We start from the raw sequence: 12270 nt of genomic DNA, 5'->3' as shown, positions 1-12270 counted from the left end.
GAAGCATGGCCGCTGACGAAACGGATGCCCGCGCCTTTTCGGACGATCACGATTGGCTCGATGCCGACCATCCGCGCGAGGAATGCGGCGTCTTCGGCATTTTCGGCCACCCGGATGCCGCCGCCATCACCGCCCTAGGGCTGCATGCGCTCCAGCATCGCGGCCAGGAGGCGGCGGGGATCGTCTCCTTCGACGGTGCGCGCTTCCATTCCGAGCGGCGGCTGGGGCTTGTCGGCGATCATTTCTCGAAGAAGAGCGTGATCGACCAGCTGCCCGGCATGGTGGCGATCGGCCATACCCGCTATTCGACGACCGGCGAGACGATCCTGCGCAATGTCCAGCCGCTCTTCGCCGAACTCGCCGGCGGCGGCTTCGCGGTCTGCCATAACGGCAACCTGACGAATGGCCTCACCCTGCGCCGGCAGCTGATCGCCGAGGGCGCGATCTACCAGGCGACTTCGGATACCGAGGTGATCCTGCATCTTGTCGCGCGGTCGAAGCGCAACCGCTTCATCGACCGGTTCATCGACGCGCTGGCTCAGATCGAGGGCGCCTATGCCTTCGTCGGCATGACCAACAAGAAGCTCGTCGGCGCGCGCGATCCGCTCGGCATCCGGCCGCTGGTGCTCGGCCGGCTCGACGGCCACCCGATCTTCGCCTCGGAGACCTGCGCGCTCGACATCATCGGCGCGCGGTTCGAGCGCGAGGTCGAACCGGGCGAGGTGATCGTCGTGCACGAGACGGGCGAGATCGAGTCGATCCGCCCCTTCCCCGCGCGCCGGCCGCGGCCATGCCTGTTCGAATATGTCTATTTCGCGCGGCCGGATTCGGTCGCCGGTGGCCGCAATGTCTACGAGGTGCGCAAGAATATCGGCGCGATCCTCGCCGCGGAGAGCCCGATTGCGGCCGATGTCGTCATTCCCGTGCCGGATTCCGGCGTGCCGGCCGCGATCGGCTTCGCCCAGGCTTCCCGGATCCCGTATGAACTCGGGATCATCCGCAACCATTATGTCGGCCGCACTTTCATCCAGCCCACCCAGAGCGTGCGCGAACTCGGTGTCCGGCTCAAGCATTCCGCGAACCGCGCGGTGGTTTCGGGCAAGAGCATCGTGCTGGTCGACGATTCGATCGTGCGCGGCACAACCTCGCGCAAGATCGTCTCCATGATGCGCGAGGCTGGCGCGCGCGCGGTGCATTTCCGCATCGCTTCGCCGCCGATCAAGCATCCGGATTTCTACGGCATCGACATGCCGGACGAGGCGAAGCTGCTCGCCGCGCAGATGGGGCTTGAGGAGATGCGCGCCTATCTCGGCGTCGAGAGCCTGGCCTTCATCTCGATCGACGGGCTCTACCGCGCGCTCGGCGAGCCGGGGCGCGACAATGCCGCCCCGCAATTCACCGATCATTATTTCACCGGCGATTACCCGACGCCGATCGCGGATCTTGTCGGCGAGGGTGCGAAGCAGCTTTCCCTGCTGGCGGAGGCGAGCTAGGCCCCTGTCGGGTCGCGCGTTTCACGCTGTTGGCTTGGATGACATCATGACCGGACAGGTTCTTAAGGGGCGGATCGCGCTCGTTACCGGCGCCTCGCGCGGGATCGGGCGCGAGGCCGCGCTCGCCTTCGCGCGCGCCGGCGCGCATGTGGTCGCGCTGGCGCGCAGCCAGGGCGGGCTCGAGGAGCTCGACGACGCGATCCGCGATGCCGGCGGTTCGGCGACGCTCGTGCCGCTCGACCTGACGGATTTCGACGCGCTCGACCGGCTCGGGCTCACGATCCACGAGCGCTGGGGGCGTCTCGACGTGCTCGTCGGCAATGCCGCGATGCTGGGGCCGATCGGCCCGCTCAACCATATCGAGCCGAAGATGTTCGAGCGCGTCTTCGCGGTCAATGTCACGGCCAATTACCGGCTCATCCGCGCCATGGATCCGCTGCTGCGCGCCTCGGATGCCGGCCGGGCGATCTTCCTTTCTTCCGGCGCGAGCTTCAACGCCCATGCCTATTGGGGGCTCTACGGCGCCACCAAGGCCGCGCTCGACACCATGTGCCGCGACTGGGCCGAGGAAATCCGCAACATCACCAATATCAAGGTGATGCTCGTCAATCCGGGCCGCACCCGAACCCGCATGCGCGCCGAGGCCGCGCCGGGCGAGGATCCGACGACGCTGCCTCCGCCCGACGCGATCGCGCCTTTCCTGGTCGAGATGGCTGCGCCCGCCTGGCAGGAGAGCGGCAGGATGTTCGATTTCCCCTCCCGCCGGGTGCTCGATTTCCGCGCGCCGGCCTGAGGCCGGGGGTCAGCGCTTCCGGTCCTCGAACGGGTTTTCGCTGGTGCGCATCGCGAGGCGGATCGGCACCCCCGGCAGGTCGAAGGCTTCGCGGATCGCGTTGACGAGGTAGCGCCGATAGCTCTCGGGCAATTCGTCGAGCTGGTTGCCAAACAGCACGAAGGAGGGCGGGCGCGCCTTGGCCTGCGTCATGTAACGCAGCTTGATCCGGCGGCCCGAGACCGCCGGCGGCGGGTGATTGGCCTTCACGCCTTCGAGCCAGCGGTTGATCTTCGCGGTCGGCACGCGGCGGTTCCAGATCTCGTGGATGCGCAGGACCGCCTCCATCAGGCGCTCGATCCCCTGCCCGGACAGTCCCGAAACCGGCACGATCGGCACGCCGCGCACCTGCGGCAGCAGCCGCGCCGCCTCCTCCTTGAGCAGCGAGAGCGCCGCGCCGCGCTGCGCGATCAGGTCCCATTTGTTGAGTCCGATCACCACCGCCCTGCCCTCGCGCTCGCAGAGATCGACGATCGTCAGATCCTGCTTCTCGAAGGGGATCGTTGCGTCGAGCAGCACGACGACGACCTCGGCGAACTTCACCGCGCGGATCGCATCCGCCGCGGCGAGCTTCTCGACCTTGTCCTCGATACGCGCCCGCTTGCGCAGGCCGGCGGTGTCGAAGACCTTGAAGGCGCGGTTGCGCCAGGTCCAGTCGAGGCCGATCGAATCGCGGGTGATGCCGGCCTCCGGGCCGGTCAGCAGCCGCTCCTCGCCGAGCATGGCGTTGATGAGCGTCGACTTTCCGGCATTCGGACGCCCGACGATGGCGAAGCGGATCGGGCGTGCGGGATCATCCTCCTCCCCCGCCTCTGCACCCTCGCCCGGCCCGGCGCCGGGATCGAGATGCAGGTCCACGAGCGGCCGGAGCGCGTCGTAGAGATCGGCCATGCCCTCGCCGTGCTCGCCCGAGAGCCCGACGGGTTCGCCGAAACCGAGTTCGTAGGCATCGAGGATGCCCGGCGTCGCCGCCTTGCCCTCGGCCTTGTTGGCGCCGACGATCACCGGCTTGCCGGAGCGTCGGACGAGATCGGCAAAGAAGCGGTCATCCGGCGTCAGGCCGGCGCGGGCATCGATCAGGAACAGCACGCAATCGGCGTCGCGGATCGCGGCCTCGGTCTGCTCGCGCATCCGGGCGGTCAGCGAGCCCTCCGCCGCCGCTTCGAGGCCGGCGGTATCGATCACGGTGAAGGCGAGATCGCCGATCCGCGCTTCGCCCTCGCGCCGGTCGCGCGTCACGCCCGGCCGGTCGTCGACGAGGGCGAGCTTCCTGCCGACGAGCCGGTTGAACAGCGTCGATTTGCCGACATTCGGCCTGCCGACCAGCGCGAGCGTGAAGGGCATTGTCAGGATTTCGGCGCGCCGCCGGCGCGCACCACGGCGAGCAGCAATTCCGCACGCTGGCGCAGCGCGGCGGGGGCCTCGCTGTCGAGGATGATCGCCTGGAGCGCGTCGAGCGCCTTGTCGGCCTGGCCGGTGCGGTAGGCTGCGAGCGCGATGCCCTCGCGCGCGGAATGCCGGAAGGGCTGGCCGGGGGCGCTCATCGGCGCGAGCCGCCGCTCGACCTCGGCGAAATCGCCGTGATCGACCAGGATGAACGCGGCGCGAAGCTTCGCCAGTTCGCGCCAGAGAGCCGGCAGAGCCGCATCGGCGGCGAGTGCGTCGAAGGCCGAGACGGCATTGGCGCGCGCGGCCTCGTCCCGGGCCGAGGCCGCGAGTTCACCCGCGAGGCGGAACCGGGCCAGCGCCGGATAGCTGCCGTCCCGCTCGCCGGCAAGTGCGGTCAGCCCCGCGTTGCCCTCCGCCCGGCCGGCGGCGATCTCGGCGATGGCGCTCTCGAACCGCGCGCCGCGCGCCGCGCGCTCCTCGAAGGTGTAGGTGTCGTAGACGCGCCAGCCTGCGACGGCGGCGACGATGGCGAGCGCCGCCAGCGCGAATTTGGCGCCATGGCGCTTCCAGTATTCGAGCGCCTTATCGCGGCGGACTTCCTCGTCCACCTCGCGGAAAATATCCGACATCAGAGCCTCATGCGGCGAAGGAACCGGTCAAGCCCGCCCGTTTACCCTCAAAGCGGCAGGATCGCCACCCCAATCAGCACCTGGTGCAGGCCGAACACGAAGGCCGCCGTCGCGGCGCTGCCGATCGCCACGGCGAGGAAATCGTTGCGCGCGCCGGGCGTAATCGTTGCAGCACCGGGGACGATCTCGCCGGTGCCGGCGCGCTTCAGCGTGATCCGCGCCCAGACAGCCCAGGCGAGGAAGCTGCCGAACAGCAGGATCGAGCCGAGATCGCCGTTGGCGAGCAGATGCGCGAAGGCCCAGATCTTGATCGCCGCGAGCATCGGATGCTTCGCCCGCGCCTGGATGCGGCCGGGCAGATAGGTCGCGGCGAGCAGGATGAAGGCGAGCCAGACCAGCGGAATCGCCAGATGCGCCATGCCGCGCGGCGGCTCCCAGACCGGGATATAGCCGCCGGCGCGATAGGCGGCGAAGCCGTGCACGATCAGCGCCAGCCCCATCAGCGCCACCAGCGAATAGAGCCCGCGATAGACCCCCTCACCGAACCGCGCCACCAGCCGGCTGCGCATGCCGGGCAGCCGCGTCACGACATGGCCGCCGAGGAAGATTACAAGTCCGAGAACGAGCGGCGCGAGCGTCGCCATGGGTTTCTCCTGCGAGGGGTCGAACAGCGGCGCCGATCTTGCCCCGCGACCGGCGATGATGGCGGAACGTCCCGAGTTGAAGCGCAACGGCACCGGTTTCGCAAGCGGGAAACCCTGGCTTTGCGCCCTGTTCGTGCTGGCCTGCGCCGTTCCGGCACAGGCGGCGGAAACGGGTTTCGTGGCGGTGCCGGTCGGGCCGGAGATCACGATCTTCGATCCGGGGCGCGGCGATGCCTGCGACGGCCATGACGTGCCGGACATGCCGCTGCGCGCCTTCCGCGGCGTCGATGGCCGCGTCCATGCCTTTGCGCTGCATTACGAGAACCGGCGCCTTTCCGGCGCCTCGATCCTCACCCTGCGGCCGGAATGCGCGGTGGTCTATCGCGGCGCCGGCAATCCGGACCCCGCCGCCCATGACGACCGCGCCTGGCTCGCCGCGACCTGGACCGGCGACGGACGCGTGATCCATGGCCTGATCCATCATGAATTCCAGGCGCACCGGCATCCCGGTCGCTGCCGCTTCACCGAATACCTGCCCTGCTGGTGGAACAGCATCCTGCCGGCGCTTTCGACGGATGGCGGGCGGCGGTTCCGCAAGGGCGCCGTGCCCGTCGCCGCGACGCCCTTCGGGCAGGAACAGGACCAGGGGCGGCATCGCGGCTTCTTCAACCCCTCGAACATCATCGGCCGGGACGGGCATCTCTTCGCGCTGATCGCGACCACCGGCTGGGACGCGGCGGCGGGGCGCGGTGTGGCGCAGCCGGCGGGCGCCTGCCTGTTCCGCACGCGCCGGCCCGATGCCGGACCGTTGGAGACCGGGGTCTGGGCGGCCTTCGACGGCGCCGGGTTCGGCGCGCGTTTTCCCGGCCCCGATGCCCCGGGCGGCGACGCCGGCGGCGGCGCATGCCGGGTGCTGCCGCCCTTCCCGGCTCCGGTCGGAGCGATCGTCCGGCACCGGGAAAGCGGCGCCTATCTCGCGATCTATCAGGCGGCGGCCGGCATGCCGGCCCTGCCCGGCGAGCGCCATCCGGATTCGGGCTTCTATCTCGCCGCGTCGCGCGATCTTCTCGTCTGGAGCGCGCCGGTCCTCGTGCTGGAGACGAAAAGCTATTACGATTCCCCCTGCGGCGCGGCGGTGCTGCGCAATTATCCGGTGCTGATCGACGAGGCGGCGGAAAGCCGCAATTTCGAGGATATCGGCGATGCGGCGCTGCTCGTCTTCGCCGAGACCCGCGCTTCGGGCTGCATGCCGACCGCGGATCGGCGGCTCCTCGCGCGCAGGATCCGGATTTCCACCTTCCTGCGGCAGTAATCGCTTCCCTTTGCCGGGCGAGCCGTGTTAGGGGCACGCGTCAACGGAAATCCCGCACGCCCGGCCTCCTGTCGTTCCGGCTTTGCCAGACGCGGGCGCCGCTTACCCGCTCGAAGGAGACGTTGACATGACCCGCGCCGCGACCCGCACCATTCCCGAGGCGCTGACCTTCGACGATGTCCTGATGCGCCCCGGCCATTCCGAGGTGCTGCCCGCCGAGACCGATCTGCGCAGCCGCGTCACCAAGTCGATCTCGGTCAACCTGCCGATCCTCTCCTCGGCGATGGACACGGTCACCGAGGCGCGGCTCGCCATTGCCATGGCCCAGGCCGGCGGGCTCGGCGTCATCCACCGCAATCTTTCGCCCGAACAGCAGGCCGACGAGGTGCGTCAGGTCAAGCGCTTCGAGAGCGGCATCGTCATGAACCCGCTGACGATCGCCCCGGACGCGACGCTCGGCGAGGCGCTCGCCGTGATGAAGGCAAAGGGAATCAACGGCCTGCCGGTGGTCGTCAATGGCGGCCCCGGCCAGCCCTCGAAGGTCGGCAAGCTTGTCGGCATCCTGACTCATCGCGATGTCCGCTTCGCCGAGAACATGGACCAGCCGGTGCGCGAATTGATGACCGGGCACGAGAACCTGGTCACCGTGCGCGAGGACGTGACGCCCGAGGAAGCGCGGCGGCTCTTCCACCGGCACCGGATCGAGAAGCTGCTCGTCATCGACCAGCACTACCATTGCGTCGGCCTGCTGACGGTGAAGGATATCGAGAAGGCCAAGCTCAACCCCAATGCCTGCAAGGACGAGCAGGGCCGGCTGCGCGTCGCGGCCGCGACGACGACCGGGGATGACGGCTATCTGCGCTCGGAAATGCTGATCGATGCCGGCGTCGACCTCATCGTCGTCGATACCGCCCATGGCCATTCACAGAAGGTGCTCGATGCGGTGGGACGCATCAAGCGGCTTTCGAACGCGGTGCAGGTGGTGGCCGGCAATGTTGCCACCGCCGCCGGCGCGCGGGCGCTGATCGATGCCGGGGCGGATGCGATCAAGGTCGGGATCGGGCCGGGCTCGATCTGCACCACGCGCATCGTCGCCGGCGTCGGCGTGCCGCAGCTCACCGCGATCATGGACGCGGCCGAGGCCGCCGCAAAGGACGGCATCCCCGTCATCGCCGATGGCGGCATCAAGTTCTCCGGCGATATGGCCAAGGCGCTGGCCGGCGGAGCGTCCTGCGTGATGATCGGCTCGCTGCTCGCGGGCACCGACGAGAGCCCCGGCGAGGTCTATCTCTACCAGGGCCGCTCCTACAAATCCTATCGCGGCATGGGCTCGCTCGGCGCCATGGCGCGCGGCTCGGCCGACCGTTATTTCCAGGCCGAGATCAAGGACACGATGAAGCTCGTGCCGGAGGGGATCGAGGGTCAGGTGCCCTACAAGGGGCCGGTTGCCAATGTCGTCCATCAGCTTGCCGGTGGGCTGAAGGCGGCGATGGGCTATGTCGGCGCGCGCACCATTCCCGAATTGCAGGAGAAGGTCGAGTTTATCCGCATCACCAATGCCGGCCTGCGCGAGAGCCACGCCCATGACGTGACCATCACGCGCGAGAGCCCGAACTACCCGACACGGGTGTGACGGGGCTTGCCTCTACCAGAGCCTGAACTTGGTCACGGTCACAAAGCCGGAGACCTCGAGCCCCACTCCGGCCAGGGGCACGTCGACGACAACCACGTTTGGCGGGCCGTTGAGGTTCACGCCGGCAGCCTCAAGCGCCGTCTTGCTCTGCTTGAATGCCTCGACCCATTTGTCAGGATGGGCCTTGATGAGGGCCTTGAGTGCCTCTGGCGATTTTGCGCCAAGCTTGATGATCGGTTCGATGACCGGCTTGAGCTTGGCAAGCTTGCCGGCTTTTGTCAGATCTCCGAGGCGTTCGCCGACCGAGAAGTTGATGTCCCACCCTTCGGTTTTTAGGCCGCTGATATCCTGTGGCTCCTTGACGCCAGTCATATAGATGATGGCAACATTGGTGCCGGCGCCCAGGCCGGGCCCCCAGCGTGTCGTCTCGCCCATCAGGTCGAAATTGCGGAAGGTCGTGTCCATTGACCAGACCGTGCCCAGCAGCGTGTCCGTGCCCCAGATCAGCGCGTGCCCGCCGCCCTTGATGCCGATCCCGATCCAGGAATTCGCCCTGACCTCGAGATCAGGTCCTGGTGCCGTTGGCGACGGCGGCAGGCCGATTTTCGGCAGGTAGATGATGCCGGGCTGGTCCGCGCCGGAGAACATGTAGTTCTTGCCGTCATGGGTCGTGCGCCGGCAGCCGACTTTTTCCCTCAAGTACCAATTCACCTCGACCGGGCGGCTTGTCAGGAAGTTGAACTGGCAGAGGTCCCGCGCCGCCAATTTGGCCTGCCGGGCGTTTTCCGTCTTGGCCAGCGTCCACCAAGAATCGCTGTTCCTGACCTTGTAGGGCACGCTGTTCGGCGGCACGTAATCGAGCGCGCTCGGCAAGGGCGACGGCTTACGGATAAAGACCACGATCAGTCCCCCTCGTGTTCGGCCGTGGCGCCCGTGATCCGCAGGGGCGACAGCACCAGATTCGGGGTGCAGGATCGCACAAAAAAGGGCCCGCACAATGCGGGCCCGCACATCGCGTGTTATCGGCGCCGCGTTAGCGGCAGCCGCGCTTGCTGCCGCATTCGAGCTGGGTCTTGGCGTCGAGCTTGCGCGCGGGCGCCGCGCCCGGATCGCCGGCCGGCGGGGTGGTCGAGCAGGCCGCAACCGCGACGAGCAGGGCGGCGGCAAGGGCGCCACGAACGATCTTCGACATCCTGAAATCTCCTGGAAATGGGCGGCCGCACGCGCGGAGCCGGCGTGGACGGCGTCCCGCCGAATTGTGGCGAAACCGTGGCGAGGCCCGTCTCCCCGGCCGCGCGGCAGCAAAAATGCCACGCTGTTGCGGGAAAGCCGCCGCGCGCGGCGGCGTCTGGAACCATGATCGCCGCGCGGAAACCGTCCGGCATCATGATCGCGGCATGCGGATTTCCACGCCCTCCCCGCGCGACCGCTTGACAGCGGCGCGGGCTTCACGCCAAGCCGGACCATGACCCCCGAAGCCCGCCTTTCGGCCGCCATCGATCTCGTCGACACGATCCTGCGCCAGAAGCGCCCGCTTGCCCATGCGTTGAAGGATTGGGGCGCCGCCAACCGCTATGCCGGTTCGGGTGACCGCAACGCGGTCGGCAATCTCGTGCACGATGCGCTGCGGGTCAAGGCCTCCGCTGCCTGGCTGATGGGCGCGCGCGAGGCGGAGGTGCCGGCGCGCGCGGTCGTCCTCGGCATGCTCGCGCGGCTCCGCGGCCTCGATGTCGAGGCGATCGCCGCCCTGTGTTCCGGCGCGCGCTTCGCGCCGGCGCCGCTCGAGGCCGGCGAGCGGGCGGCGCTGGCCGCGGCCGATCTCGCCGGGGCGCCGCCCGATGTGGCGGGAGATTATCCGGCCTGGCTCGACGGCGAACTCGCCGCGAGTTTCGGCGGCGATCGCATCGCCGAGGCGGCGGCGCTGGCGGCGCGGGCGCCACTCGACCTGCGCTGCAATGCGCTGAAGATCATCCGGCCGGAGGCGCTGAAGGCGCTCGGCCATCTCGCGCCGGAACCGACCCCGCTTTCGCCGCTCGGGCTCAGGATCGCGCCCAATGCCGAGGGCCGGGTGCCGCATGTCCAATCCGAGCCGGCCTTCCTCAAGGGCGCGGTCGAGGTCCAGGACGAGGGCAGCCAGCTCGCGAGCCTGCTTGCCGGGGCGCGGCCGGGCATGCAGGTGCTCGATCTCTGCGCTGGCGGCGGCGGCAAGACGCTGGCGCTCGCCGCCGAGATGAACAACAAGGGCCAGATCTTCGCGACCGACGGCGATGCCCGCCGCCTCGCGCCCATCCATGAGCGGCTGAGCCGGGCCGGCGTGCGCAACGCCCAGATCCGCACCCCGCGCGCCGGCGTGATGCCGCTCGACGATCTGGCCGGGCGGATGGATCTCGTGCTGGTCGACGCGCCCTGCACCGGCAGCGGCACCTGGCGGCGGCATCCGGATGCGAAATGGCGCATCCGGCCCGCAAGCCTCGATCTGCGGCGCAGCGAGCAGCGCGCGGTGCTCGATCTGGCCCGGCACCATGTGAAGCCGGGCGGGCGCCTCGTTTATGTCACCTGCTCGCTGTTCGACGCCGAGAACGGCGCGCAGATTGCGGATTTCCTGGCCGCCCATCCCGATTTCGCGGTTGTTCCGCCGGCCGCCAATGCCGCGGCGGCGGGCCTCGCGCCGCTTGCCGTCCATGCCGAGCCGCGCGGGCTCGGCCTTCTCCTCTCCCCCCTCCGCACCGGCACCGACGGCTTTTTCGTCGCCGCCCTCACCCGCAAGGCTTGACCGGAAGATGCATCACGACGCGATCCTCATCATCGATTTCGGCTCCCAGGTGACGCAGCTCATCGCGCGCCGCGTGCGCGAGACCGGCGTCTATTGCGAGATCCACCCCTACCAGAACGCGGAAGCCGCCTTCCTCCGGCTGCGGCCACGCGGGATCATCCTTTCCGGCGGGCCGGACAGCGTCACGCGCGACGGCAGCCCGCGCGCGCCGCAAATGGTGTTCGATTCCGGCCTGCCGATCCTCGCGATCTGCTACGGCCAGCAGACGGCGGCCGTGCAGCTCGGCGGCGCAGTCGAGGGCGGGCATGCGGCGGAATTCGGCCGCGCCGATATCGAGGTCCGCGCGCCCTCGGCGCTGTTCGAGGGGATCTGGGAGGTCGGCGGGCGCTATCCGGTCTGGATGAGCCATGGGGATCGGGTGACGCGGCTGCCGGACGGGTTCTCCGTCAAGGCGACCAGCGAAAACGCCCCCTTCGCGATCGCTACCGACGAGGCACGGCGCATCTACACCACGATGTTCCATCCCGAGGTGGTGCATACGCCGGATGGCGGCCGGCTGATCGCGAATTTCGTCCACCGAATCGCGGGGCTGAAATCCGACTGGACCATGTCGGCCTATCGCGAGGAGATGATCGCGAAGATCCGCGCCCAGGTCGGCACCGGCCGGGTGATCTGCGGGCTCTCCGGCGGAGTGGATTCCTCGGTCGCGGCGGTGCTGATCCACGAGGCGATCGGCGATCAGCTGACCTGCGTCTTCGTCGATCACGGGCTGATGCGCAAGGGCGAGGCGGAAGAGGTCGTCTCGCTCTTCAAAGGGCATTACAATATTCCGCTTGTTCACGTTGATGCGTCGGAACTTTTCCTGAATTCGCTTTCCGGGGTCTCCGATCCCGAGGCAAAGCGCAAGACGATCGGGAAGCTGTTCATCGATGTGTTCGAGGCGGAGGCGCGCAAGGTTGGCGGCGCGGCATTCCTCGCCCAGGGCACGCTCTATCCGGATGTGATCGAGAGCGTCTCCTTCTCCGGCGGGCCTTCCGTGACGATCAAGAGCCACCACAATGTCGGTGGGCTGCCGGAGCGGATGAACATGACGCTCGTCGAGCCCTTGCGCGAATTGTTCAAGGACGAGGTGCGGGCGCTCGGCCGCGAACTCGGGCTGCCGGAGCGTTTCGTCGGCCGCCACCCCTTCCCCGGCCCCGGCCTTGCGATCCGCATTCCGGGCGAGATCACGCGCGAGAAGCTCGACATCCTGCGCGAGGCGGATGCGATCTATCTCGACGAGATCCGCAAGGCCGGGCTCTACGACGCGATCTGGCAGGCTTTCGCGGTGCTGCTGCCGGTGCGCACCGTGGGCGTGATGGGCGATTACCGCACTTATGACCATGTCTGCGCGCTGCGCGCGGTGACCTCGACCGACGGCATGACGGCGGATTTCTTTCCCTTCGACATGGCCTTCCTCGGCCGCGCCGCGACGCGGATCATCAACGAGGTCAAGGGTATCAACCGCGTGGTCTATGACGTGACCTCGAAACCGCCCGGCACGATCGAATGGGAGTGATGCGAGG

11 protein-coding genes are annotated in these 12270 nt (G+C 68.5%); 6 read left to right on the top strand and 5 right to left on the bottom strand.

The genetic code is table 11. The features are described 5' to 3' along the window. Nucleotides 1–5 precede the first annotated feature (5 nt). Nucleotides 6–1493 carry an amidophosphoribosyltransferase gene (gene purF, locus FWJ24_RS06965; RefSeq protein ID WP_425468909.1) on the top strand — a complete coding sequence of 496 codons (1488 nt, stop codon included), beginning with the start codon at nt 6–8 and terminating at the stop codon, nt 1491–1493. 46 nt (nt 1494–1539) lie between these two features. Continuing rightward, nucleotides 1540–2286 carry an SDR family NAD(P)-dependent oxidoreductase gene (locus FWJ24_RS06960; protein ID WP_150287086.1) on the top strand — a complete coding sequence of 249 codons (747 nt, stop codon included), beginning with the start codon at nt 1540–1542 and terminating at the stop codon, nt 2284–2286. A 9-nt stretch (nt 2287–2295) separates the two neighbouring features. Here the strand turns inward: FWJ24_RS06960 and der are convergent, their stop codons facing one another. From der to FWJ24_RS06945, 3 genes are read right to left on the bottom strand one after another with little or no spacing between them, the layout of a single operon-like run. Beyond that, entirely contained in the window at nt 2296–3669 is a 1374-nt protein-coding gene (gene der, locus FWJ24_RS06955) for a ribosome biogenesis GTPase Der (protein ID WP_150287085.1), read from the bottom strand. 2 nt (nt 3670–3671) lie between these two features. After that, nucleotides 3672–4343, bottom strand: a complete 672-nt coding sequence (locus FWJ24_RS06950) for a tetratricopeptide repeat protein (protein WP_150287084.1) — start codon at nt 4341–4343, stop codon at nt 3672–3674. A 47-nt stretch (nt 4344–4390) separates the two neighbouring features. After that, a complete protein-coding gene (locus tag FWJ24_RS06945; protein WP_150287083.1) occupies nt 4391–4987 on the bottom strand; it encodes an NnrU family protein in 597 nt (198 codons plus the stop codon). Here FWJ24_RS06945 and FWJ24_RS06940 point away from each other — a divergent pair. Together FWJ24_RS06940 and guaB are read left to right on the top strand one after the other, a co-directional pair. Further along, entirely contained in the window at nt 4986–6299 is a 1314-nt protein-coding gene (locus FWJ24_RS06940; RefSeq protein WP_246155593.1) for a hypothetical protein, read from the top strand. The genes FWJ24_RS06945 and FWJ24_RS06940 overlap by 2 nt on opposite strands. A 127-nt stretch (nt 6300–6426) precedes the next feature. After that, nucleotides 6427–7932, top strand: coding sequence for an IMP dehydrogenase (guaB, locus tag FWJ24_RS06935; protein ID WP_150287082.1), 1506 nt, complete (start codon nt 6427–6429; stop codon nt 7930–7932). 12 nt (nt 7933–7944) lie between these two features. Here the strand turns inward: guaB and FWJ24_RS06930 are convergent, their stop codons facing one another. Together FWJ24_RS06930 and FWJ24_RS14580 are read right to left on the bottom strand one after the other, a co-directional pair. After that, nucleotides 7945–8832: a hypothetical protein gene (locus FWJ24_RS06930; protein WP_150287081.1), complete on the bottom strand. Its 888-nt coding sequence runs from the start codon at nt 8830–8832 to the stop codon at nt 7945–7947. A 133-nt stretch (nt 8833–8965) separates the two neighbouring features. Then, nucleotides 8966–9124 carry a hypothetical protein gene (locus tag FWJ24_RS14580; protein ID WP_166443613.1) on the bottom strand — a complete coding sequence of 53 codons (159 nt, stop codon included), beginning with the start codon at nt 9122–9124 and terminating at the stop codon, nt 8966–8968. Nucleotides 9125–9397: 273 nt separating this feature from the next. Between FWJ24_RS14580 and FWJ24_RS06925 the strand changes: the two genes are divergently transcribed. After that, a complete protein-coding gene (locus FWJ24_RS06925) occupies nt 9398–10705 on the top strand; it encodes an RsmB/NOP family class I SAM-dependent RNA methyltransferase (protein WP_150287080.1) in 1308 nt (435 codons plus the stop codon). Between the two features lie 7 nt (nt 10706–10712). Further along, on the top strand, nt 10713–12263 hold the full coding sequence (guaA, locus tag FWJ24_RS06920; protein ID WP_150287079.1) for a glutamine-hydrolyzing GMP synthase: 1551 nt from the start codon (nt 10713–10715) through the stop codon (nt 12261–12263). Nucleotides 12264–12270 lie beyond the last annotated feature (7 nt).

It is taken from the genome of Rhabdaerophilum calidifontis (genome assembly GCF_008641065.1).
Classification (GTDB): Bacteria; Pseudomonadota; Alphaproteobacteria; order Rhizobiales; family Beijerinckiaceae; genus Rhabdaerophilum; species Rhabdaerophilum calidifontis.
Note: the sequence above shows the minus strand (reverse complement) of the source record. Positions and strands in the feature narration are given on the sequence as shown.

Coding starts and splice junctions, on each gene's coding strand:
- FWJ24_RS06940 (WP_246155593.1), top strand. CDS start 4,986: ATGGGTTTCTCCTGCGAGGGGTCGAACAGCGGCGCCGATCTTGCCCCG.
- FWJ24_RS06960 (WP_150287086.1), top strand. CDS start 1,540: ATGACCGGACAGGTTCTTAAGGGGCGGATCGCGCTCGTTACCGGCGCC.
- der (WP_150287085.1), bottom strand. CDS start 3,669: ATGCCCTTCACGCTCGCGCTGGTCGGCAGGCCGAATGTCGGCAAATCG.
- FWJ24_RS06950 (WP_150287084.1), bottom strand. CDS start 4,343: ATGTCGGATATTTTCCGCGAGGTGGACGAGGAAGTCCGCCGCGATAAG.
- FWJ24_RS14580 (WP_166443613.1), bottom strand. CDS start 9,124: ATGTCGAAGATCGTTCGTGGCGCCCTTGCCGCCGCCCTGCTCGTCGCG.
- FWJ24_RS06945 (WP_150287083.1), bottom strand. CDS start 4,987: ATGGCGACGCTCGCGCCGCTCGTTCTCGGACTTGTAATCTTCCTCGGC.
- guaB (WP_150287082.1), top strand. CDS start 6,427: ATGACCCGCGCCGCGACCCGCACCATTCCCGAGGCGCTGACCTTCGAC.
- FWJ24_RS06925 (WP_150287080.1), top strand. CDS start 9,398: ATGACCCCCGAAGCCCGCCTTTCGGCCGCCATCGATCTCGTCGACACG.
- purF (WP_425468909.1), top strand. CDS start 6: ATGGCCGCTGACGAAACGGATGCCCGCGCCTTTTCGGACGATCACGAT.
- guaA (WP_150287079.1), top strand. CDS start 10,713: ATGCATCACGACGCGATCCTCATCATCGATTTCGGCTCCCAGGTGACG.